This is a genomic window from Kitasatospora sp. NPDC042419 (assembly GCF_056437345.1).
This window is the reverse complement of sequence record NZ_JBWKAW010000012.1, coordinates 1-22,448: the sequence shown is the minus strand read 5'-3', so window position 1 is coordinate 22,448 and position 22,448 is coordinate 1. Positions and strand designations below refer to the sequence as shown.

At 73.2% G+C, this 22,448-nt stretch carries 21 protein-coding genes; 12 read left to right on the top strand and 9 right to left on the bottom strand.

Features of this window, described 5'->3' with window-relative positions; all coding sequences use genetic code 11:
* Positions 1 to 30: 30 nt before the first annotated feature.
* On the bottom strand, positions 31 to 1,374 hold the full coding sequence (locus tag AC067J_RS22570) for a tetratricopeptide repeat protein (protein WP_478302180.1): 1,344 nt from the start codon (positions 1,372 to 1,374) through the stop codon (positions 31 to 33).
* Positions 1,375 to 1,589: 215 nt separating this feature from the next.
* Between AC067J_RS22570 and AC067J_RS22565 the strand changes: the two genes are divergently transcribed.
* The 4 genes from AC067J_RS22565 to AC067J_RS22550 all read left to right on the top strand — a co-directional run bounded on the left by AC067J_RS22565 (position 1,590) and on the right by AC067J_RS22550 (position 4,908).
* Positions 1,590 to 1,718: an albusnodin family lasso peptide gene (locus tag AC067J_RS22565; protein WP_478301855.1), complete on the top strand. Its 129-nt coding sequence runs from the start codon at positions 1,590 to 1,592 to the stop codon at positions 1,716 to 1,718.
* A gap of 71 nt (positions 1,719 to 1,789) precedes the next feature.
* Positions 1,790 to 3,613 carry an albusnodin/ikarugamycin family macrolactam cyclase gene (locus AC067J_RS22560; RefSeq protein ID WP_478301853.1) on the top strand — a complete coding sequence of 608 codons (1,824 nt, stop codon included), beginning with the start codon at positions 1,790 to 1,792 and terminating at the stop codon, positions 3,611 to 3,613.
* Positions 3,606 to 4,337 carry a lasso peptide biosynthesis B2 protein gene (locus tag AC067J_RS22555; protein ID WP_478301851.1) on the top strand — a complete coding sequence of 244 codons (732 nt, stop codon included), beginning with the start codon at positions 3,606 to 3,608 and terminating at the stop codon, positions 4,335 to 4,337. Before AC067J_RS22560 ends, AC067J_RS22555 begins: the two co-directional genes overlap by 8 nt.
* Entirely contained in the window at positions 4,246 to 4,908 is a 663-nt protein-coding gene (locus AC067J_RS22550; RefSeq protein WP_478302178.1) for a GNAT family N-acetyltransferase, read from the top strand. The genes AC067J_RS22555 and AC067J_RS22550 overlap by 92 nt, the downstream gene beginning before the upstream one ends.
* 182 nt (positions 4,909 to 5,090) lie before the next feature.
* Here the strand turns inward: AC067J_RS22550 and AC067J_RS22545 are convergent, their stop codons facing one another.
* Positions 5,091 to 5,468, bottom strand: coding sequence for a hypothetical protein (locus tag AC067J_RS22545; RefSeq protein WP_478301849.1), 378 nt, complete (start codon positions 5,466 to 5,468; stop codon positions 5,091 to 5,093).
* 53 nt (positions 5,469 to 5,521) lie between these two features.
* A complete protein-coding gene (locus tag AC067J_RS22540) occupies positions 5,522 to 6,178 on the bottom strand; it encodes a TetR/AcrR family transcriptional regulator (protein ID WP_478301847.1) in 657 nt (218 codons plus the stop codon).
* Between the two features lie 86 nt (positions 6,179 to 6,264).
* Here AC067J_RS22540 and AC067J_RS22535 point away from each other — a divergent pair, with 86 nt between their 5' ends.
* A complete protein-coding gene (locus AC067J_RS22535) occupies positions 6,265 to 7,854 on the top strand; it encodes an MFS transporter (protein WP_478301845.1) in 1,590 nt (529 codons plus the stop codon).
* Here the strand turns inward: AC067J_RS22535 and AC067J_RS22530 are convergent.
* From AC067J_RS22530 to AC067J_RS22520, 3 genes are all read right to left on the bottom strand, one after another.
* Positions 7,851 to 8,243: a hypothetical protein gene (locus AC067J_RS22530; protein WP_478301843.1), complete on the bottom strand. Its 393-nt coding sequence runs from the start codon at positions 8,241 to 8,243 to the stop codon at positions 7,851 to 7,853. The two genes, AC067J_RS22535 and AC067J_RS22530, sit on opposite strands and share 4 nt — an antisense overlap.
* Before the next feature lie 195 nt (positions 8,244 to 8,438).
* Positions 8,439 to 9,092 carry a DUF3152 domain-containing protein gene (locus AC067J_RS22525; protein WP_478301842.1) on the bottom strand — a complete coding sequence of 218 codons (654 nt, stop codon included), beginning with the start codon at positions 9,090 to 9,092 and terminating at the stop codon, positions 8,439 to 8,441.
* 588 nt (positions 9,093 to 9,680) lie between these two features.
* Positions 9,681 to 12,734, bottom strand: coding sequence for a class I adenylate-forming enzyme family protein (locus AC067J_RS22520; RefSeq protein WP_478302176.1), 3,054 nt, complete (start codon positions 12,732 to 12,734; stop codon positions 9,681 to 9,683).
* A gap of 375 nt (positions 12,735 to 13,109) precedes the next feature.
* Between AC067J_RS22520 and AC067J_RS22515 the strand changes: the two genes are divergently transcribed.
* The 7 genes from AC067J_RS22515 (at position 13,110) to AC067J_RS22485 (ending at position 20,038) form a co-directional block, all read left to right on the top strand.
* The gene (locus AC067J_RS22515) at positions 13,110 to 14,384 is read left to right on the top strand and encodes an ABC transporter substrate-binding protein (RefSeq protein WP_478301841.1); all 1,275 of its coding nucleotides are present in this window, start codon (positions 13,110 to 13,112) and stop codon (positions 14,382 to 14,384) included.
* Complete coding sequence (locus AC067J_RS22510; RefSeq protein WP_478301839.1) at positions 14,381 to 15,313, top strand: carbohydrate ABC transporter permease; 933 nt, start codon at positions 14,381 to 14,383, stop codon at positions 15,311 to 15,313. Before AC067J_RS22515 ends, AC067J_RS22510 begins: the two co-directional genes overlap by 4 nt.
* Positions 15,310 to 16,143, top strand: a complete 834-nt coding sequence (locus tag AC067J_RS22505) for a carbohydrate ABC transporter permease (RefSeq protein WP_478301837.1) — start codon at positions 15,310 to 15,312, stop codon at positions 16,141 to 16,143. The genes AC067J_RS22510 and AC067J_RS22505 overlap by 4 nt, the downstream gene beginning before the upstream one ends.
* 9 nt (positions 16,144 to 16,152) lie before the next feature.
* On the top strand, positions 16,153 to 17,409 hold the full coding sequence (locus tag AC067J_RS22500) for an ABC transporter ATP-binding protein (RefSeq protein ID WP_478301835.1): 1,257 nt from the start codon (positions 16,153 to 16,155) through the stop codon (positions 17,407 to 17,409).
* A 103-nt stretch (positions 17,410 to 17,512) separates the two neighbouring features.
* Positions 17,513 to 17,779, top strand: coding sequence for a GlsB/YeaQ/YmgE family stress response membrane protein (locus AC067J_RS22495; protein WP_478301833.1), 267 nt, complete (start codon positions 17,513 to 17,515; stop codon positions 17,777 to 17,779).
* Positions 17,780 to 17,951: 172 nt separating this feature from the next.
* Complete coding sequence (locus tag AC067J_RS22490) at positions 17,952 to 18,692, top strand: polyprenol monophosphomannose synthase (RefSeq protein ID WP_478301831.1); 741 nt, start codon at positions 17,952 to 17,954, stop codon at positions 18,690 to 18,692.
* A 71-nt stretch (positions 18,693 to 18,763) separates the two neighbouring features.
* On the top strand, positions 18,764 to 20,038 hold the full coding sequence (locus AC067J_RS22485; RefSeq protein ID WP_478301829.1) for an FUSC family protein: 1,275 nt from the start codon (positions 18,764 to 18,766) through the stop codon (positions 20,036 to 20,038).
* 84 nt (positions 20,039 to 20,122) lie between these two features.
* Here AC067J_RS22485 and AC067J_RS22480 read toward each other — a convergent pair whose 3' ends face one another.
* The 3 genes from AC067J_RS22480 to AC067J_RS22470 all read right to left on the bottom strand — a co-directional run.
* Positions 20,123 to 20,572, bottom strand: a complete 450-nt coding sequence (locus tag AC067J_RS22480; protein ID WP_478301827.1) for an SRPBCC family protein — start codon at positions 20,570 to 20,572, stop codon at positions 20,123 to 20,125.
* A 4-nt stretch (positions 20,573 to 20,576) separates the two neighbouring features.
* Complete coding sequence (locus AC067J_RS22475) at positions 20,577 to 21,050, bottom strand: VOC family protein (RefSeq protein WP_478301826.1); 474 nt, start codon at positions 21,048 to 21,050, stop codon at positions 20,577 to 20,579.
* A 186-nt stretch (positions 21,051 to 21,236) separates the two neighbouring features.
* Positions 21,237 to 22,448: alkaline phosphatase family protein (locus tag AC067J_RS22470; protein WP_478301824.1), on the bottom strand; the 1,212-nt coding region annotated here is incomplete at its 5' end.

Sequence of the window (22,448 nt, the reverse complement as noted above, 5' to 3'; positions counted from 1 at the left end):
AACGCCCGAGGAACAAGTCCGGGCTCCGCGTCAGACCGTGCGGCCCATCGCCATCGGCCGAGCGCGGTCCACCAGTTCACGGACCTGGTGGTTGCGAGCATGGGGTTTGGTCGCGGCGATCATGGCGCGGAGGCGGTCGTCCGCTCGGCCGGACCGGACCTGGGGGTAGTCGTCCAACGCCAGGTGCCAGTTTCGCACGGCTTCTTCGAGTCGGCCGACCGCGACCTGCCACTCGGCGAGCATCGCCCGGTGACGGACGCGGGCCCGCCGGTACACGGCGGGCCGGACCTCCTCGGAACGTTGGAGCGCCCGGATCGCCCCGTCGCGGTCGCCCAGCTCGAAGTTGACCTGGGCGACGTGGTAGGCGAGGGACGCGGGATCGTAGGAACCATGGGCCTTGGCCTTGGACTCGGCCCGCTCCATGGCCACCTCCGCCGCGTGGAGCATCGCCAGCGCTCCGGCACGGTCGCCGGTCTGCGCGAGGGCGTGGGCCTGCTGGCCGGCGAGGAAGGCGCGCATCCTCGGCCCCGCCTGGGGCGAGGCGGTCGACGCGGCCTCGGCGTACCGCAAGGCCGCAGCGCCGTGGCCGAGTTCGACGGCCTGCACGCTCATGCCACGCAGGGTGGTGCAGTAGGTGAGGTGGTCTCCGGCCGCGAGGGAGAGTTCCAGCGCCTTCGTGTAGTAGCTCTGGCCGAGCGTGTCCAGGCGCTCGTCCACGGCCATGTAGCCGGTCAGGTAGAGGTGGTCGGCGGCGGCCGAGAGCATCGCCCTGCGCACCGGTTCGGAGGCGGTCGCCCGAAGGTACGGAACGATGTTGTTGACCAGGAACGCGGCCGCCATCGGCCGGGCGGTCCGGCCACCGAACTGGTCGTCGATCTCGCTGATGCGCTCGGTCATGGCGATGACGGACTCGACCTCGCCCATGCCGATCCTGCTGCGCGGATCGGTCCTGAGCTTCTCGAACCGCCCTACGGCGTCGGGCCAACCGGGAACGGTGAGCGCAACCGAGTACAGCCCCGCCCCGAGCACTCCCCTACGTGATGGATCCATGTCGGCACTCCCGAGGTCGATCAGTCCCGTCACCGTATCGGTGGATCGGGTCCGGACATCAGGCTGATCGGCAAAGCCTGCGTCGAAAGCCGTGACGGGCCGTCCGAGACGGCGGCTCAGGGCCTCCAGAACCACCCGCCGGTACTTCACTATGGGACGGGTACCCAAAAGCCAGTGGGACACGGCCGATTCGTCGTACTTCAGCTTCAAACCGGCCTCTGTTCCCGCGCGGTTGACCGCACGAGCGAACTCGCCGTTGCTCGACCACCGGCACTCGGCCATCAGCCCAGCCAACCTCTGATTCGGTGTCCGCCCGATTGCCATCAGCGCCGCCTCCGGACCCACGTTTCAAGGGTTTCAGACATCAATGACCTATCTACCGTGTTCACGGCCAGTATGCACCTGTTGACTGACTGTCAGATCACCCCGGAAGGTTTCCTTCCTGCGAGGGAGATACGGCCCCCGCCCCGGGGTGCCGGGTCCGGTCCTGCCGACGCAGACCGGGCAGCACACGCAATTTCACAGAAAGGGAACACCTCATGGTCGAGCAGCACACCATCGACCCGACGGACGACGAGCCGGTCGTCGAGATCGGCGACGTGGCCGTCCTCACCGAGGGCCAGGGCAAGGGCAGCAGCGAGGACAAGCGCCGCGCCTACAACAGCTGACCCGCTGGTGGTGCGGCCCCGGCTCGTCGGGGCCGCACCACTCTCTCGCCTGCTCTCCCCAAGGAGGAATCGTGCTCTTCGGAGGGTTCAGCACCACATCCGCTTCCCATCCGCTCCCCGTCGGTGCCGATCTGCTCACGGCCGGATCGTCGGCCTGGCGGATCGGTGACCACCCGGCACGTGTAGTCGCCTCCGACGGAGGCCATCGCAGGGTGCTCGTACTCGGTCCTTGCGGGGCCGGTGAGTTCGAGCTGTCGCTGTTGAACAGCAGCACCCCACCCGCAGATGTGGCCTGGCGTTGGGCCGGCGCCTATGTAGTGGTGGAAGAAGGCACGACAGCCGTCGTCGTGCACACGGACCCGGCCGCCGCCCGCCCGGTATACGCGGCCCGGTGGAACGAGGGCTGGGCCTGGTCCACGTCCGCGCGGTCCCTCGCCTCCCTGAACGGGGCCTCGATCGACATCGAACGGCTGGCGTGCGCGGTGTTCCTGCCGTCAGTGCCGGCCTTGGTAGGCGACCGGTCCTTCTTCGACGGGGTCCGGCAGTTGCCGCCCGGCTCTCGGATCGAGTTTCCCGCCGACGGCTCCGACCCCCGCATCACCACTCGTTGGCGGCCTGACCCGGTGCCCGACCTGCTGCCCCATATTCGGCTCCGGGACGCCTTGGAACGCGCGGTCACGCTTCGGGTCGTCTCGGACCCGGCGCTGTCGTGCGATCTGTCCGGCGGGCTGGACTCCACCAGCATCACGGTCCTGGCCGCCACCGCCCTGCCCTCCGACCGACGTCTGAATGCCGTCACCGTCCACCCTGACGGCGACCTCGGCGGCGCCGACCTCCACCACGCCCGCCTGACGGCGGCGCGCCACGCTCACCGCATCACGCACCGCCTGCTGCCGCTGACCGACCGGCATCTGCCCTACACCGCCATCACCGAGGTTCCGGCAACCGACGAACCGGCGCCATCGACCCTCACACGCGCCCGTCTGACCGGTCAACTGGATTGGATGCGCATGAAGTTGGGCACCCGTACTCATCTGACCGGCGACGGCGGCGACAGTGTCCTCTTCCAACCGCCCATCCGCCTTGCCGACCTGATCCGCCACCGCCGAGGCCGTCGAGCAGTCACCGAGGCGTTCGGCTGGGCCCGGCTTCGCCGCATTCCCGTCGGCCCGTTGCTGCGGGAGGCCGCCCTCACCGCCCTCACCAGTCGCCGAGAGGCGCTGACCGCCCTCGCCGACATGGTCGGAGCGCCCGGCCGCGACGACCACGGCCGAGCCGCTTGGTTCCCGCTGCTGCCGTTCCCTCCATGGGCCACCCCGCGGGCCGCCGGTCTCCTCGGCCAGGCCGCCCGCCGAACAGCCGCCGAGGCCGACCCGTTGACCGGCCTGGACTTCTCGGTGCGGGTTCTGGTGGACGAGATCCGCGAGGTCGCCCGTACAGCCGCCTCCGATGCCCAGCTCGCCGCCGCCTGCGGCGTCGAGCTGCACAACCCGTTCCTCGATCCGGCTGTGGTGGACGCGGTGCTGACGGTGCCACTCCTCCGACGCCCACCGCTGTACGCCTACAAGCCCACCCTGGCCCGCGCCATGGCCCACCTGTTGCCGTCCGAGACGGCGACCCGCACCACCAAAGGCAGCTTCGACGCCGATCACTACACCGGGATGCGTGCCAACCTCCCGGAGCTGTCCGCCCTCGCCGACGGCAATCTCGCCGCCTTCGGTCTCGTCCACCCCACCCTGTTTCGCCGCCACCTGGCCCGGGCATCCGCCGGCCTGCCCCTGCCCCTCGCCACCCTGGAACAGGCCCTCACCGTCGAAGCGTGGCTGACGGCGCACCATCGCGACCCGGTTGCCGCCTGGACCCACGCCAGCGTGAGGAACGGTTCCCGTGACTGATCCGCCTGCCTTCGCCGCCCCGCCCCACCACGTTCACCCCATCGACTTCGGGCACGTCTTGGTACTCGTCGACTACCGCACCGGGTGCGTCCAATGCCTGCTGCCCGATGCCGCCGGGTGCTTCCGGGAGGCCGCGCGCATCGGCGCCCCTTCCCCGCTGCCCGGCCGACTCGCCGGCCGGCTCTCGGCTGCGGGGCTCCTCGCACCCGCCTCCGCCGCCCGGCCGTGGCCGGTGACCCAGGCCACCACCGCGCGGGCGAGCTGGGGAAGCGCCGAGCACCCCGCCGGAGCCACCCGGCCAGGTCCCGTCCGACTCAGAGCGCTACTCGGGGGCGCAGGGGCGCTGGCGACACTGGCTGCGGTCAAGGCCGCCGGGGACTCCCGGACCACGATGCTCCGCATCATCCGCACCGTTCACCAGGCCTCGTCGAGCTGCCTCCTACCAGCCACCCCCGAACAGGCGAAGGCCGCCGTGCTCGCAGTCCGGGCCGCCGGATGGCATTCCCCGGCCCGCACGGCCTGTTTGGAGGAGTCCGTCGCAACCGTGTTGCTGCTGGCTGCCCGACGTCTCGCCGTCACCTGGTGCCACGGGATCGCCGCCGACCCGGTACGGCTGCACGCGTGGGTGCAGACTGAAGACGGCGCACCGGTCGCCGAACCGTCCTCCACCGGCGCCTACACGCCCGTCCTCACCCTCGGAGCACGCCATCGCCGCCAGCCATGAACCGACTGTCTGGGTCCGCGCCGAAGCTTGTGGGCTCGGCCCCTACCGGGCCGATCTGGTCGAGACCTACTGGCGCTGGGAACAGGACCCCGCCCTCCTTGTCGGATACGGCCGTCAACAGCCCGAATCGCTGGAGTCCCGCATCGAAGGCATCGCGAATCAACTTCGCGGCGACAACGTCCGCTTCACGATCTACAATCTCGCCGACGACGCTCCCGTCCCGGCTGGTGTCGCCACCCTGCTGCCCGATCCATCCGTCCGCACCGCCGAGTACGTGGTGATGCTCGCTCCCGAGGCCCGTGGGAGAGGGCTGGGCACCGCGGCGACCCGCCTCGTCCTCGACTACGCGTTCCACATCACCAACCTGCGGATGGTCTGGCTGAAGGTCCTCGCTCCGAACAAGCCCGCGATCCGCGCTTACGAGAAAGCCGGTTTCCGTGGTGCGGGAACGCTGAGGGAGGCCGGGTACTGGCTTGGGCAGGTCTGTGACGAAGTGATCATGGACGCCCTCTCCGCCGAGTTCGTCGGCCCCTCCGTGATCACTCCGCTGGTGAGCGATCGGAAGCCCTGAGCGCCCGGGAAGCCGGCCACGTCAATCCACGAGCCGTCTGCACGGGAGGGCGCTCTGAACTCGAACCGCTCCGGCACGGGAGCGGGGTGACTGCCGGGAAAGGGACACGGACGCCGCCTCAGCGGCCGGTGCTCGTCCGCCCTCCGGCGTCGGGGCGCCGGAGGGCGGACTCCGAACGTCCCTCAGAAGCCGCCCAGGGTGGCCGCGAGGTCTGCGTCGTGCATGCCGGGGAAGGCGTAGCCGTCGCTCTCGTCCCACGGGACGTCGAGGTCGTCCATGTGGACGCGCCACTCCGCTCCCGGGAGGGCGCGGCGCAGCTCGGTCACCGAGTCCAGCACGTGGACCAGCACCGGCAGCAGCCGCCCGGGGTCGGGCGGCAGCTTCGTGGACCCGGCCAGGACTTCGTCCGGCTCGGTACCCCCGTCGTACAGGTGGAGGCTTTCCTCGTCCCGGTAGGGGAACGAGGACGCGTGTGCGGCGACGATGCGCTCGACGGCGGCCGTCTCGGCATCCGTCAGGGGCTCCGCCCGGTCGGCCGAGTAGTAGAGGGAGACGCTCATGGGGCCGACCGTACCGAAGGGGTACGACAGCGCCGCCGGGCGCGGTGGGCGGGTCAGGGGGTGATGCGGCCGAGGCGGCGGACCATCTGTTCGACGGTGTCGGTGGGGGGCCAGGGGAATTCGGGGAGGTCCGCGCGCAGGGTGACCTGGCCGTGGAGGGCGGTCCAGAGGGTCACGGCGTCGGCGAAGGGGTCGGTGCTGGACGAGCGGCCGGCGCGTACGCAGGCGTCGAGGTTGTCGACGAGCATCTGGAAGGAGTCGAGTCCCTGGCGGCCGGGGTCGTCGGCGGGGGCTTCGGGCTTGGGGCGGGCCCAGCCGAAGAGGACGCGGTAGCGGGCGGGTTCGCGGACGCCGAAGTCGACGTAGGCGGCGCAGCCCGCGAGCAGTGCCTCGACCGGGTCGTCGTGTGCCGAGACGGCGGCGGCGATCCCCTGGTGGAGTTGTGCGATCGCCTCGACGACGACCGCTTCGACGATGGCGTCGCGGTCGGGGAAGTGCGCGTAGATCGAGGGGGCGGCGATGCCGACCTCGCGGGCGACGGAGCGCAGGGTGACGGCCTGGTCGGAGCCGGTGCGCACGATGAGGGCGGTCGCCGCCCGGATGATCTCCTCGCGCAGTAGCAGGCCCTGCCCGCGCCGGTTCCGAGGCCGGGTCGAGGCGTCCTCGCCTTGGCCGGCAGGGAGGTCGGTAGCTGTGGGGGCCTTCTTCATGCCGTCGACTTTACAGGTGTTAGCCGATCGCTGTAGCGTCTCGAACAGGTAGCTAACGCTTGTAAGTTTACGACCGTGAGGACATCGTGAGCACCGAGGACGCACCCGACCCGGAGCCGGGCCACCCGCGCCGCAAGCCCGCACTGGCGGCGCTCTGCCTGGCGCTGGTCGTCACCACCATCGACAACACCGTGCTCAACACGGCCCTGCCCGCGCTCGCCGAGGCGCTGCCGGCCTCCACCGCCGACCTCCAGTGGATCAACAACGCCTACACGCTGGTGTTCGCCGCGACGCTGATCACCGCGGGCAGCCTCGGCGCCCGGTTCGGGCACCGCCGCGCACTGGTCGGCGGCCTGGCGGTACTGGCCGTGGCCTCGGCGTCGGCCGCACTGTCCGGCTCGACGGGCCAACTCGTCGCGTTCCGCGCGGCGATGGGGCTGGGCGCGGCCTTCGTCATGCCGGCCACCCTCTCGATCATCGTGGCGCTGTTCGGCCCCGCGGAGCGCGGCAGGGCCATCGCCGTCTGGTCCGCGACCGCCGGCATCGGCATCGTGGCCGGCCCGGTCACCGGCGGGCTGCTGCTCGACCACTTCGCCTGGGGCAGCGCCTTCTGGATCAACGTGCCACTGGTCGCCGTCGCGCTCACCGCCACCCTGCTCCTGGTCCCCGCCCTGCCGGGCCGCCGCACCGGCCGGCTCGACCTCCCCGGCCTGCTGCTCTCCGCGACCGGCCTGGCCGCCCTGGTCGACGCGGTCGTCCAGGGCCCCGAACGCGGCTGGCTGACGGCCACCACCGCCGCCGAGGCCGGCGCGGCGGTCGGGCTGCTCGCGGCGTTCACCTACTGGGAGTTGCGCACCGCCCACCCCATGGTCGACGTGCGGCTGTTCGCCGACCGGACGTTCAGCGTCGCGAGCGGCATCCTCGGCATCACCTTCTTCGCCCTCTTCGGGCTGCTGTTCGGCTACACCCAGTACCTGCAACTCGTCCACGGCTACAGCCCGTTCGCGGCCGGGCTCGGCGCCCTGCCGTTCGCGCTCTCGATGGCGGCCACCGCCGGCACCAGCGACCGCAGCACCGCCCGGTTCGGCGCCCGGAACACCATCGCCACCGGACTCGCCGTCATGGCCGCGGGCCTGGGCGGCCTCTCCCTCGTCACCGTCACCACGCCGTTCGCCGTGCTCGCGCTCACCATGGGAGCGGTGGGCGCGGGGATGGGCCTCGTCATGGCGCCGGCCAGCACGGCGACCGTGGCCGCCGTGCCCCGCGAGAAGTCGCCGATGGCGAGCGCGGTGAACAGCGTGGTCCGCGAACTGGGCGGGGCGCTCGGCATAGCGGTGGTCGGCACCGTCGTCTCCGCGTCCTACCGGTCGCGACTGGCCGGCACCCTGCCGGACGCGCCCTCCCCGGCAGCCGAGGACCTGACCTCCGCCCACCTGCTCGCCGCCGAGCTGCCCCCCGGCCCGGCCGGCCGACTGGTCGCCGCCGCGGACGAGGCGTTCACCACCGCGATGAACCACGGAACGCAGCTCTGCGCCCTGGTCGCCCTGCTCGGCACCGCGGCGGCCCTCGTCCGGCTGGACCGGCGGCCGGGCGCCGAGCAACGGGCCGCGAAGCCCGGTCCGGCCGACCTCCCTCCACGGGCTTCCGTGGAGCAGCGCCGGCCGGGCCCTGGCTAGGCGGTCCGGGTGAGCATGAGCTCCTGGGCGTAGCCGACGGTGTTCGGCTCCGTGTACAGGTTCACGAATCCGGGTTTGGTCAGGCTGTTGTCGCAGCCGCGGAACGTGCTCGTGTACGTCACCGACCCCAGGTGGAGGGTGAGGGCCTGGAGGTTCACGCTCCAGGTGCGCCCCTCGCTCGCCGGCGAGAACTGCCCGCCGCTGTCGAAGGTGCGCGGCGTGTAGGCGGAGGTGGTTCCCGCTCCGGCGACGTGGTACGTCGACCCGACGTAGTCCGCCGGGACGGTCCCGCAGAGGAGTGCGGCGTGGGCGGGAGCCGCCGCCAGCGCCACCGGTGCGGCGGTACCGACGGCGAGGGCGAGCGCGGCGAGCCCGGTCCTGAACTTCACCTGGATTCCTTTCGTATACGGCCGATGGGGTTGCGCTATGGCTCTCCGGCCGGAACCAGGTGTAACCGACTTGCCGGGCAGCCAAGCCGTTCGGCCCCACGGCCCGCCCACGCGCCCGGTCGAGCCGGTCGGAGGCACGGCGGGGGTGCGGCGAGTGGAGCGGTCGGGGGGTGCGGCGGAAGGCGCGCCCGCCCCCTACGGGGCCGGGGTGGCGGCGGGGAGGAGGGGGCCGGTGAGGAGGGTGCCGGTCTCGGAGAAGGGCCAGCCGTTGGGCACGCAGCCGTGCAGGCCCTTGATCTGCTGCATCATCACCGGAGCCGGCTGACCCGGGCCGGGGCAGTCGACGTGGCCGAGGCCGAGGACGTGGCCGACCTCGTGGTTGACGGCGAGCGCGTGGTACAGCTCGGGCTGCCCGGCGTAGAACTCCGTCAGCTCGTTCCAGCGCTTGACGTTGACGACCACTTGGTGGCCCACGCCGCAGTTCACCCAGCCGCCGGTGTCCAGCCCGTACTGGCCGCATATCCGGTCGGTGGTCTCCGGGGTGGCCAGGTAGACGGTGAAGTCCACCGGGTCGGCGGGCATCCGCTGGAACGCGTGGGTGCCGTCCGCGGCCCAGCCCCTCCGGGTGTCGCCGAGGACGGCGTCCACCTCGGCGGCGAACTGCTCGGGGCTCACCTTGAGCCCGTTCTCGGCGCGCACCTTGTAGCGGAGGAGCTGCTCGCCGGCCCCGAAGCGGGCCGAACCTCCGGTGGCCGTGGTGAACGCCGAGGCCAGCGGCTTCTCCCGGTCGGCGGCGGCCGGGCCCCACGGGCGCCACCACAGCAGCCCGGCGGCCAGGGCGGCGGTCACCGCCAGGGCGATCGCGCCGGTCCGGGCCGATCGGAGGCGGAGGCGGGGGCGGGGGCGGGGGCTGCCGCCCGCGGGGTCCGACGGTGGCTCCGGGCTTCGCCGGAGTCCGGCGAGGCCCTTCACCGGCCGCTCCCCGCGACGGGGCAGGCGAGCCCGGCGGGTGCAGCGGGCCCGGCAGGTGCGGTGGGCAGCGGCGCCCGGGTGTTCGAGGGGACGGTGCCGACCGGTCGAGGGCGGGCCGGGGCCTGGATGAGCATGGTGGCGCAGGACTCCTGTACGTGGATCGCACGGTTGTACGGTCACGTAGAGGCTAACCGGCCGAAGTGAACCACCCGTCCGGGTGACCCTTCGGAACGGTTCCCGGCGGACCTCCGGACGCGCCGGAGCCGACACCCTGACCCGGCATCGGCTCCGCAGGCACGGCGGTCCGTTCCCGGCGGACACCCCGGTCCGTTCCCGGCGAACACCGCGGCCCGTCCCCCGGCGGACACCGCGGTCCGTTCCCCGGCGGGCACGGCGGCCGGGCCCGGCCGGGCACCGCGCACCGCCCCGGTGGGCACCGCGGCTCGGCCCGGACGGGCAGCACGCTCAGACCCCGGCGGCCTCCGCCAGCCTGGCCTCCAGCTCGGCGGCCAGCGCCTCCACCGCCCCCGTCGTGAAGGCGTGCTCGTTGTAGCGGAGCCAGCAGACCAGGCTGCCGTCCGGCTGCTCGGTGGCCGCCAGCTCCGGGACGTGGCGGTCGCCGCCCGGCATCGGGTACGGGACGGTGGCGCTGCGCGGGACCTCCCAGGCGGTGCAGGCGAGGCCCGGCAGCTGGGCGGGGGCGCTCCAGCTCTCGTAGCGCAGCCAGGCCGCGAACGGCGCCTGCGGGCTGAACTCCGCGAACGGGTACAGCTGGTGGTCCAGTGCCGCCGTCGACGTCTCCCGGACCCGGGCGAGCAGTTCGGCGAAGCCGGGCGAACCGGAGGCGTCGATCCGCAGCAGCAAGGACTGGACGAAGCAGCCGACCAACCGCTCCGCCTCCGGCCTGGTGCGGCCCGGCACCGGGGTCATCAGCACCAGGTCGGACTGGCCGCTGCGGTCGGCGAGCAGGCCGAGCCAGACGGCCGCGAGCGCCTGGAAGGGCGTCGCGCCGGCCTCGGCGGCGCGGGCGCGGAGCGCCTCGGCACGGAGCGCCGGGACGGCGAGGCGGTGGGCGGCGCTCAGGACCGTCTCGGTGTCGGCGCGGCCGGGGAAGGGGTGGACCGCCTCCGGCGCACCGGCCAGGGTGCGGGCGAAGTGGGCCCGGGACGCCGTCCAGTGGGCGTTGGACCACGCGACGAGTTCGGCGTACTCCGGTCCCGGCCGGGGCTCGGGTGCGGGGCGGCCGCGCCGCAACGCCGAGTAGATCACGCCCAATTCGCGCAGCAGCACGCCGACCGACCAGCCGTCGCCGACGATGTGGTGGACGGCGAGCAGCACGGCGTGGTCGTCCGGGCCCCGGCTGATGACGGCGAGTCCGGTCATCGGCCCCTCGCCGATGTCGGTGAGCCGGTCGCGGACCGCGACCAGGCGGGCCGAGACCTCGTCGTCGCTCTCGCCCGGTGCCTCGGCGAGCACCAGCTCGACCGCCGGCTCCTCGTCGACGACCGCGCGCCGCACGCCCGGCTCGACGGCGTCCGGTACCGGGACGAACCGCGTGCGCAGCGCCGGGTGGCGGCGCACGGCCTCGCGCAGCGCCTCGGCCAGCAGGTCGGTCCGCAGCGGCTCGGTGACCCGGAACATCACCGCGACCGCGCCGACGTTGCGGCCCTCGGCCTCGGCCGTCCAGCGCAGGAAGTTCTCCTGCTGGGAGGTGAGCGGCACGTCGTGCGGCTGGGCGCGCAGCTCCCGGAGGAAGGCGGAGACCTCGGACTCCGCGACCGGGGGCCGGTCCGCCACGGCCGCGGGGGCGTCCCTGAGCCAGGCGGCCTGGGCGCGGAGCGAGGGCCGCTCGAAGACCAGGGCGGTGCTCGCGGTGACGCCGAACTCCTCGGTGATCGCGGCGGCCAGCTGGACGGCCCGGAACGAGTCCCCGCCGAGGGCGAAGAACTCGTCCTCCACGGCGTGGACCGGGCGGCCGAGGACCTTGCGCCACAGGGCGGCCAGCGCGGTCTCGCGGCCGGTGGCCGGCGGGGTGCCGGGGGCGGCCGGGGCATCGGCGGCCGGCTCGGTGAAGCGGGCCCGCAGCTCGTGCTTGACCACCTTGCCGCTGGGGTTGCGCGGCAGCCGGTCGGTGACCAGGATCCGGACGGGCAGTTCGGCGCGGCCGAGCCGGGCGGAGAGGAAGAGCCGCAGCTCGTCGAGGTCCAGGCCGTCGGCGGCGGGCACCACGGCGGCGACCGGGACGGCGCCCATCACGGGGTGCGGGACGCCCAGCGCGGCCGCGTCCGCGACCCGCGGGTGGGCGTGCAGGACGTCCTCGATCCGCAGCGTGGAGACCTTCAGCGCACCGGACTTGATGATGTCGCTCTCGCGGTCCACCAGGTACAGGTAGCCGTCGGCGTCGAGCCGGCCGAGGTCGCCCATCCGGACCCAGCCGTCCCGGAAGACGGCGGCCGACTCGGTGCGCCCGGCCACGTAGCCGCGCGGCGGGCCGGGCTGGCGCAGCCAGACCTCGCCGACGGCGCCGGGTTCGGCCGGGCGGCCGTCGGCGTCGAGCAGCCGCAGGTCGGCGGGGTTGGCGGGGCGGCCGACCGAGCCCGGGCGGCGGGCGTCGACGACGGCCGAGATCTGGGCGGGCGAGGCCTCGGCGGAGGTGTAGGTGTTGACGACGGTCGCGCCGGGCAGCGCCTCGCGGAGGGCGGCGGAGACCGGGGCCGGGAGCGCGGCCGCCGAGGAGCTGACCAGCAGGACGCTGCTGAGGTCGCGTCGGCCGGCGACCCCCGAGTTGAGGAGTTCGACGGCCATCGACGGCACCAGGAAGACGGTGCCCGCCCGGTGCTCCTCGACGGTCCGGCCGAACTCCTCGGCGTCGAAGCGCGGCAGGCAGACCGTGGCGGGCGCGGCGACCAGTGCGTTGACCAGGACGACCTGGGCCGCGTTGGTGCCGATCGGGAAGGCCTGCACGGCGTGCGCCGAGTGCGCGTACGGGCGCGGGCGCGGGTCGAGCCGCTGACCGGCGGTCAGGCTGGCGTGGGCGGCGTGCACGCCCTTGGGCGCCCCGGTCGTCCCGGAGGTGCCGATGACCTGGGCGAGGTCGTCGGGGCGGGGCCGGTGCGGCGGCTCGTCGGCGCCGGCCGGCCCGCCGGCCGCCTCCAGCTCGGCGAGCCGCAGGAAGGGCACGCCCGCCTCCCCGCCCCGGGGGTCGTCCGCCGTACCGGCCACCGCCCAGCGGACCTCGCTCGCCGCGGCCAGCCGCGCGGTGTCCTCCCGGCCGAGGTCCTCGCGGACCACGACGCCCGCCGCGCCCGCGTAGTGCGCGGCGAGGAAGGCCACCGCGTACTCGTCCCACGCGCTGTTGGGGAACAGCAGCAGGACGCGGTCCCCCGGCCTGACGCCCGCCCCGGCGAGCCCGTGGGCCGCCCGGACCGCCCGCTCCCGCCAGCGGCGGTAGTCGAGCACCGGGCGGCCCGGGACCAGCAGGGCGGGCCGGTCCGGGTGCCTGGCGGCCCGGTCGTCCAGCAGGTCGGGCAGCGTGAGCGGGGGACTGACGGTGGATCGGGTGCTGATGACGACTCCCGGAAGGTGCCAGGACGGGGCGACGGCCGATCGGCCGGACGAGTGATGATCCAGACCGTAGCGGCTGGGTGGTCGCGCCCGCCAGAGCCGTCCGGCCCGACGCCGCTTCCGGGGGCGCTCCGGCCACCACCGGTGACGGTGTGTCAGCGTCGGTCCGCTCGGGCGGGCGCGGGATCGGCGCCGGCGCCCGGCACCCCACACCGCGTCACGGCTACGCCGCCCGGATGCCGTCGGGGGTGTCGCACCGCCGGCTCCGCCCCGGCACGGCCCCGTCGGCCTAGCGTGGCCCAGCCGCCGACCGACGCCGGAGGGAGCACGATGCCGAGACCCCGCGACCGGGCCGCACTCGCCCTGGTCCTGCTGCTCACCTGGGTCCTCACCGCCTGCGGCAGCGGCGCCGGGAACGGGAGCGGCAACGGCCCGGTCACCCTCGACTGGTACAACTTCCCCGACGACTCGGGCGCGCTCCAGCAGGCCGCCGACTCCTGCGGCAACGCCTCCGGCGGGCGCTACGCGATCCGCTACAACAAGCTGCCGCGCTCCGCCGACGGCCAGCGCCAGCAGCTGGTCCGCCGGCTCGCCGCGCACGACAGCGGGGTCGACATCATGGGCCTGGACGTCACCTGGACCGCCGAGTTCGCCGAGGCCGGCTGGGCCCGCGAATGGACCGGCGCGCTCAGGGACCGGGCGAGCGAGGACACCCTGGCCGCCGCGCTGCGCACCGCCACCTGGCGGGACCGGCTCTACGCCGTCCCGTACAACTCGAACACCCAACTGCTCTGGTACCGCGACGACCTGGTCCCGACCGCCCCCCGGACGTGGGCCGAACTCCTGGACCGGGCACGGCAGCTGGACGCGGAGGGCAAGCCGCACTTCGTCGAGGTCCAGGGCGCCCAGTACGAGGGCCTGACGGTCTGGTTCAACACCCTCGTCACCAGCGCCGGCGGGTCGATCCTCACCCCCGACGCGACCGCGCCTTCGCTGGGCGAACCGGCCGTCACCGCCGCGCGGGTCATCCGCGACCTCGCCCGCTCCCCCGCCGCCGACCCCTCCCTGGCCAACCAGATGGAGGACCAGAACCGGCTGGCGATGGAATCCGGGACGGCCGCCTTCGAACTCAACTACCCCTTCGTCTACCCGTCGATGAAGGCCAACGAGCCCGAGCTGTTCCGGCACTTCCGCTGGGCCCCCTACCCGGCCGTCGTCCCGGACCGGCCGGCCACCGTCACCATCGGCGGCATCGACCTCGCCGTCGGCGCCTACTCCCGCCACCCCGACCTGGCCCAGGAGGCCACGCTCTGCCTGCGCAACCGCGACAACCAGCTGACGAACGCGCTCAAGGGCGGGCTGCCGCCCTCGCTGCGCAGCCTGTACACCGCCGCCGAACTCACCGACAGCTACCCGTTCGCGGCCGACGTCCTGGCGGCCCTGGAGACCGCCTCGGTGCGGCCGCAGACGCCCGCGTACCAGAACGTCTCGATCGCCGTCGCGCACGCCCTCTCGCCGCCCTCGGCGGTGGACCCGGAGCGCACCGTCGCCGCGCTCTCCGGCCAGATCAGGGACGCACTCGGCTCGAAGGGGCTGATTCCATGACCGGCACCACCACCCGCGAAGCCGTCACCGCCGCGCCGCCCGGAAAGCGCTCGGAGGGCTCCCGCCAGGAACGCCGCCTCGGCTGGCTGCTGTGCGCCCCCGCCGTCCTGGTGATGACCCTGGTGACGGCCTACCCGGTCGGCTACGCCGTCTACCTCTCGCTCCAGCGCTACGACCTGCGCTTCCCGGACCAGGCCTCGTTCGTCGGCCTCGCCAACTACGGCGCCGTGCTCTCCTCCCCGTACTGGTGGCAGGCCCTGGGGGTGACGGTGCTGATCACCGCCGTCTCGGTCACCGCCGAGCTGGTGCTCGGCCTGGCCCTGGCGCTGGTGATGCACCGCGCGGTCGTCGGCCGCGGCCTGGTGCGCACGGCGGTGCTGGTGCCGTACGGCATCGTCACGGTCGTCGCCGCCTACTCCTGGCAGTACGCCTGGACGCCGGGCACCGGCTACCTCGCGGCGCTGCTCCCCGAGGACAGCGCCCCGCTCACCGAGCACTGGCCCGCGATCGGCCTGATCATCCTGGCCGAGGTGTGGAAGACCACCCCGTTCATGGCGCTCCTGCTGCTGGCCGGGCTGGCCCTCGTCCCCACCGAGACCGTCCGGGCCGCGATGGTCGACGGCGCCGGCTTCGGGCAGCGGCTGCGCCTGGTCGTCCTGCCGCTGATGAAGCCGGCCATCCTGGTGGCGCTGCTGTTCCGCACCCTGGACGCGTTCCGGATCTTCGACAACATCTACGTGCTGACCGGCGGCGCCAACGACACCGGCTCGGTGTCGATCCTCGGCTACGACAACCTCTTCACCGCGCTCAACCTGGGGATCGGCTCGGCGATCTCGGTGCTGATCTTCCTCTGCGTGGCGGCGATCGCCCTGGTCTTCGTCAAGGTCTTCGGCGCGGCCGCGCCGGGCGACGCGACGGAGGGCCGGTGACCGCCCGGCAGGCCCGCGCCCGGACCGGCTGGGGCCTGGTCAACCTGGTGGTCGTGCTGTACGCGCTCTTCCCGGTCTGGTGGATCGCCGCCCTCTCCTTCAAGGACCCGAGCACCCTGTCCGACGGGGACTTCGTCCCGCGCAGCTGGACACTGGAGAACTACCGCGGCATCTTCCGCACCTCCGAGTTCACCCGCGCTCTGGTCAACTCGATCGGCATCGCGGTGATCGCCACCACCCTCGCCGTCGTGCTCGCCACCATGGCCGCCTACGCGGTGGCCCGGCTGCGCTTCCCCGGCAAGCGACTGCTGATCGGCATGTCGCTGCTGATCGCGATGTTCCCGCCGATCTCGCTGGTCTCCCCGCTGTTCGAGATCGAGCGGGTGCTCGGACTCTTCGACACCTGGCTCGGGCTGATCATCCCCTACATGACCTTCTCGCTGCCGCTGGCGATCTACACCCTGTCGGCCTTCTTCCGGGAGATCCCGTGGGACCTGGAGAAGGCCGCCAAGGTGGACGGCGCGACACCCGCCCAGGCGTTCCGCCTGGTGATCGCCCCGCTGGCGGCACCGGGTGTGTTCACCACCGGCATCCTGGTCTTCATCTTCTGCTGGAACGACTTCCTCTTCGCGATCTCGCTGACGTCCACCGACGCGGCGCGCACCGTCCCGGCCGCGATCGCCTTCTTCACCGGCAGCTCCCAGTTCCAGCAGCCGACCGGCTCGATCGCCGCCGCGGCCGTGGTGATCACGGTGCCGATCGTGCTCTTCGTGCTGTTCTTCCAACGCCGCATCGTCGCCGGCCTCACCGCCGGCGCAGTGAAGGGGTGACCTGAACCGATGGCCGAGATCGCCCTCGACGGCATCAGCAAGCGCTACCCGGACGGCTCGGTCGCCGTCCACGACGTCGATCTGACCGTCGCGGACGGCGAGTTCGTCATCCTGGTCGGGCCCTCGGGCTGCGGGAAGTCCACCACCCTCAACATGATCGCCGGCCTGGAGGACATCACCGGGGGAACCCTTCGGATCGGCGGGCAGGTGGTCAACGACCTGGCTCCGAAGGACCGGGACATCGCGATGGTGTTCCAGAGCTACGCGCTCTACCCGCACATGACCGTCCGTCAGAACATGGGCTTCGCCCTGCGGCTCGCCAAGGCCGAGAAGGCGGTCGTCGCCGCGAAGGTGGAGGAGGCCGCCCGGATCCTCGACCTCACCGAGCACCTCGACCGCCGGCCCGCCAACCTCTCCGGCGGGCAGCGCCAGCGCGTCGCCATGGGCCGGGCGATCGTCCGCGACCCCAAGGCCTTCCTGATGGACGAGCCGCTCTCCAACCTGGACGCCAAACTGCGGGTCCAGATGCGCACCCAGATCTCCCGCCTCCAGCGCCGGCTCGGCACCACCACCGTCTACGTCACCCACGACCAGGTCGAGGCGATGACGCTCGGCGACCGGGTGGTGGTGCTCCGCGCGGGCGTCGTCCAGCAGGTCGGCCCCCCGCAGCGGCTGTACGACGAGCCGGCCAACCTGTTCGTCGCCGGGTTCATCGGCTCGCCCGGGATGAACCTGCTGCACGGCCGGCTGGAGGAGGGCGTGCTGCGCACCGCGCTGGGCGACCTGCCGGTGGGCGACCGGCTGCGCCGGCGCCTCACCGCGGCCGACGCACCGCGCGAGGTGGTGGTCGGCATCCGCCCGGAGCACTTCGAGGACGCCGCGCTGCTGGAGCGTCCGACCGGCGGGGTGACCGTCACGGCCGGGGTCGAGGTGGTCGAGTCGGTGGGCTCGGACGTGTTCGTGCACTTCACCGTCGAGGGTGACGCGGTCGCCGGGGGCGGCCTGGAGGAGATCGGCGCGCGGCAGCGGGAGGCGGGTGCCGGGGCGCCCGGGCGGGAGGTGGTGGCGCGGATCGGCACCGCCACCCGGGCGGCCGAGGGGGCTCCGCTGGAGCTGTGGATCGACACCGCGCGGCTGCACGTCTTCGACCCGGCGACCGGCGCCGCGCTGAGCGGGGACGTCAGCGGCGGGGGCTCCGCGGGCGGCGCGGGCGGGGACGGCGGAGGCGGCGGCGGCGCTGGCTCCGTGGGCGGCGGCGCGCGCTGACCGGCACTGACCGGCGGCCGCCGGCGGCGACCGGCGCCTCCGAGGTGCCGCACCGGGCCGTTCGGGCGATCATGGGGAAACGCGCCTCGAAAGGTGGAATGCGATGTTCCAGCTCCTCTGGATTCTGCTCATCGGCTTCGTACTGGGCGTCCTCGCGAAGCTGATCCTGCGCGGCCCGCAGTCGATCCCGTGGTGGCTCACCATGCTGCTCGGCGCGGCGGGCGCCTGGCTGGGCAACTCGGTGGCCGGCTGGATCGGCGTCCGGCACACCTCCGGCATCGACTGGATCAGGCACCTGCTCCAGATCGGCTTCGCCGTCGCCCTGGTCGCCCTGGTCGCCCCCGCCTGGAGCTCGCGCCGAACCCGGTAGCGGTTCGGGCCACGCGCCGGTCGGGCGGGTGCCCCGACCGGTGGACGGACCGGCGGAACGGCCCACGAACCGTCGCGGCTAGACTCACACGGCCGTAGTACTGGACATCCGTCCGGACCGGAGCCGGCGGCGACCGCGCGGCACCGGCCGAGAAGCACGCGAGGGATAGAACATGGTCGAGGCCTCCCCGAAGGTCGTTGTGGTCGTGCCCACCTACAACGAGCGGGAGAACCTTCCGGTCCTCGCCGGACAGCTCGCCGACCTCGGACTGCCGGATCTCCACCTGCTCGTGGTCGACGACAACTCGCCCGACGGCACCGGCGAGGTCGCGGACAAGCTCGCCGCCGAGTCCGGCGGCCGGATCCGGGTGCTGCACCGCACCGAGAAGGACGGCCTCGGCCGCGCCTACGTCGCGGGCATGACCCAGGCCCTGGAGGAGGGCGCGGACGTCGTGGTCCAGATGGACGCCGACCTCTCCCACCCGGCGGCCGTCCTGCCGACCATGCTGGAGACCCTGCTGGCCGACGACACCGCCGTGGTCCTCGGCTCCCGGTACGTGCCGGGCGGCTCGACCGCCGAGGAGTGGCCGTGGCACCGCAAGGCGCTCTCCAGCTGGGCCAACCTCTACGTGAACACCATCCTCGGCCTCGGCGTGCGGGACGCCACCGCCGGCTTCAAGGCCTGGCGCGCGGAGACGCTGCGGGCGATCGACCTGTCCACGGTGGACAGCAACGGGTACTCGTTCCAGGTCGAGCTGAACTACCGGGTGGTGCAGCGCGGACTCACCGTCAAGGAGGTGCCGATCCGCTTCGAGGAGCGGGTCAAGGGCGCGTCCAAGATGAGCCTCGCCGTCCAGGTCGAGTCCGCCCTCGCACCGTGGAAGCTGCTGCGGGACCGGCGTCCGCGCCCCTGAGGCGGCGGACCGTTCGGGTACCGGCGGGCCCCGGGAAGGTGTGAACCGGCGCTTCGGGGAAGAAGGTCCGCATGTCCCTGCTACCGGACTCCGTCGCCGCCGCGGTCCGCCGCGGCGCCCGCGAGCCCTTCGTCGTGCAGACCGTCCGGGCGACCGTCGCCGCCACCCTCTCCTACGTGGTGGCGACCTGGCTCAGCAGCGAGCCGGCCCCGCTGACCGCGCCGCTCACCGCGCTGCTGGTCGTCCAGGTCACCGTCTACTCGACGCTCACCACCAGCATCCGCCGGGTCAACTCGGTGGTGGTCGGCGTCCTGATCGCGATCGGCTTCAGCTCCGTGGTCGGGCTCTCCTGGTGGAGCCTGGGCCTGGTGATCCTGGCCTCCCTGGTCGTCGGACGGTTCGTCCGGGTGGACGAGTTCGTCCAGGAGGTCGCGATCAGCGCGATGCTGATCCTCGGCGTCACCAAACTCGCCTCGCAGGCCTGGGACCGGGTGCTGGAGACCCTGATCGGCGCGGTCGTCGGCCTGCTGTTCAACCTGCTGTTCGCGCCACCGGTCTGGGTGGACACGGCGGGCGAGTCGATCGAGGACCTCGCCCGCCGGGCCCGGCAGCTGCTGCTCGACCTGGCCGAGCAGCTCGACCGCCCCACCCCGGTCGCCCGCGCCGCCGAACGCCTGCACGAGGCCCGTCGGCTCGACCAGGCGATCGCCGACGTCGACGCCGCGCTCCGGCAGGCCGAGGACAGCCTCCGGCTCAACCCCCGGATCAGCGAGGGACTGCTCTCCCGGCTGGTGCTGCGGACCGGACTGGACACCCTGGAGATCTGCGTGGTGGTGATCCGGGTCCTCGCCCGCTCCCTCACCGACCTCGCCAAACGGCGGCCGGCCGGCGAACCGCTGGTCGCCCCGGACGTCGCGGTGGCCCTGGAGGAACTGCTGGCCCACGTCGGCGGCGCGCTGGTCAGCTTCGCCGTACTGGTCACCACCCAGGTCAGCCGGAACGCCGAGGAGGCCGAGCAGCGGCTGACCGCCGAGCTGGCCGCCGCCTGGGCGAGCCGGGAGAACGTGGCCCGGCTGCTGCTCGACCGGGTCCGCGAACACCCGGAGGCCTGGCAGCTGCACGGCGCGCTGCTGGCCGAGGTGGACCGGATCCTCGACGAGCTCGACCCGGAGCACCGCGGCCGGCGGCTGATGGAGGAGCTGGACCGGGCGTCGGTGGCGAGCCGGGAGCGGTTCTCCCGGCTCGCCTGGCTGCGCCGGCTCGTCCGGGGCGAGCGCCTGCGGGGCGGGCGGCTGCGGCCCTCACGGCTGCGGCGGCAGCAGCGGCAGCAGCGGCAGCGGAGCTGAACGGCCGGACGGGCGGCCGGGTGGGCGGGCGGCCGGAGAGCACCGGGCGGGCAGGGGCGTGGGCGGAGTCGCGGGCGGGCGGGGTCAGGGCATCGACCAGGGCTCCTGCGGGAGCGGGCGGCCGGTCTCCAGGTACGTCTTGAGGTTGGACAGGACGGCGGACCAGCCGGCCTCGGCGTCCGCGCGCTCGGCCTCGTCCGCGAGGTTGTCGTGGGTGACGGTGAGCCGGGTGAGGTCGCGGTACCCCTGGAGGTCGAAGGTCACCCGGGACGGCCCGGCCGGGCGCTGCTCGCCCGGACCGGCCCACGTGGTGACCAGCCGGTTCGGGCGGTCGACGGCCTCCACCGTGCCGACCACGTCGGCGGTGTCGGACCCGTCGGTGCGCCGGTGCTCCCACGCCGCGCCGGGCAGCCAGGTGGAGACGTTGCGGTGCCCCCAGTAGAGGCCGGACTCGTCGGCGCTGGTGAGGGCGTGCCAGACCGCTTCCGGGGTCGCGTGCAGGTAGAGGACGTAGCGGTGGGCGGGGGCGGCCATCCGGTCACCCCCGCGCGGCGTCGAGCAGCTGCTGGATGTCGATCTTGCGCATCGTCAGCATGGCGGCGAAGACCCGGTCGGCCTTGGCCCGGTCCGGGTCGCTGACCAGGTCGATCAGCACGCGCGGGGTGACCTGCCAGTTGAAGCCCCAGCGGTCCTTGAGCCAGCCGCACTGGCTCTCCTCGCCACCGCCCTCCAGGAGCCCCGCCCAGAGCCGGTCGACCTCGGCCTGGTCGTCGCACTCGATCTGGAGCGAGACCGCCTCGGTGAACGGGAACAGCGGGCCGCCGTTGAGGGCGACGAACGGCCGGCCGTCGAGTTCGAAGGCGACGGTCAGGACCTTTCCGGGGGTCCCCGGGCCCGCCTCGCCGTAGTGGGTGATCCCGGTGATCCGGGAGTTCGGGAAGAGCGAGACGTAGAAGCGGACGGCTTCCTCGGCCTGGTCGTCGTACCAGAGGCATGGGGTGATGTTCTGCATGGAGCCGACGGTAGCGGCGGGCCCCGGACGGACGGCCGCGCCACGGCCGGGGGTCACCGGTTCGGCGCCCCGGGCCGTGACGGACGCTGTCACACGAGCCGTGACGGAGGCCGTGACGGGGGCAGTGACGCGAGCCGTGACGGGGGTCGTGACGAAGGCTTCTGCGTCACGACCCCCGTCCGATGATCAGTGCACCCAGCCCGCGTACCGCTGGGTGAACCGCAGGCCCGTGGCGGCGGTGACCACCACGTCGTAGCGGCCCTGCTTGTCCAGCGGCCAGGCGAGGTTGACCTGCTTGCCGGGCCGGACCCGGACGGTCTGCGCGGTGCCGGCGAAGTCGTTGGGCGCGGCGGTGAAACAGACGTCGGTCATGCCGTCGTTGACCAGCTGCAGGGTGAGCCGCCCGGAGCCGGAGAGGTCGGCGGTGACGACCGGGACGCCGACGTCGTTCTGACCGTCGGGGAGGGCCGGCCCGTTCGCGCCGCTCCGGCCGTTCACGCCGTCCCGGATCACGGTGCCGGCGAAGCGGCGGACGAAGCCGTCGGGGCCGTGGACGGTGAAGTCGTAGCGGCCGTTGGTGGTCGCGGCCTCCCACACGTAGGTGGCGAAGGCGCCGGGCGCCACCGTGAACGGCGTGCCCGCGAACGGGTGGACGATGTTCGGGTAGACGGTGTACGGGAACGCCACGGAGCCGTCGTTGCTCATGGTGCAGGTGACCTTGCCGGTCCGCCGGTCCACCTCCACGTCCGCCCAGGGCTGGTAGGGCAGGTGGCGGTGCGGGCGGTCGCCGCGCTCCTGGACGGGCATGGACTGGGTTCCCGTGGCCGGGAGTCGGACGCCCGGGAGCTTGGTTCCCGCGTCGGCCCGGGCCATCAGGGCCGTGGTGTCGGGTAGTTGGGGGATGGAGTAGTCGGGTGCGGTGAAGTCGAAGCAGCTGGTGAGGTCGCCGCAGACGGCGCGGCGCCAGGCGGAGATGTTGGGTTCGGCGACGCCGGTGACCTGTTCCATGAAGCGCAGGACGGAGGTGTGGTCGAAGACCTGGGAGTCGACCCAGCCGCCGCGCGACCAAGGCGAGACGACCCAGAGCGGTACGCGGTTGCCGAGGCCGATGGCGCGGCCCTGGGTGAACTCCTCGGGGGTGCCGGCCTCGGGGGTGGGCGGGACCACGTGGTCGAAGTAGCCGTCGTTCTCGTCGTACATGACGAGGAAGACGGTGTGCTTCCAGACCTCCGGGTTGGACATCAGCGACTGGAGCGCCTGGTCGACCCAGTGCGCGCCGTACGCCGGACCGGCCTCCGGGTGCTCGGAGAACAGGTAGGGCGCGACCAGCCACGAGATGGTGGGCAGGGTCCCGTCCTTGCAGTGGGCGTCGAACGCGGCCGGGTCGAACTTGGTCAT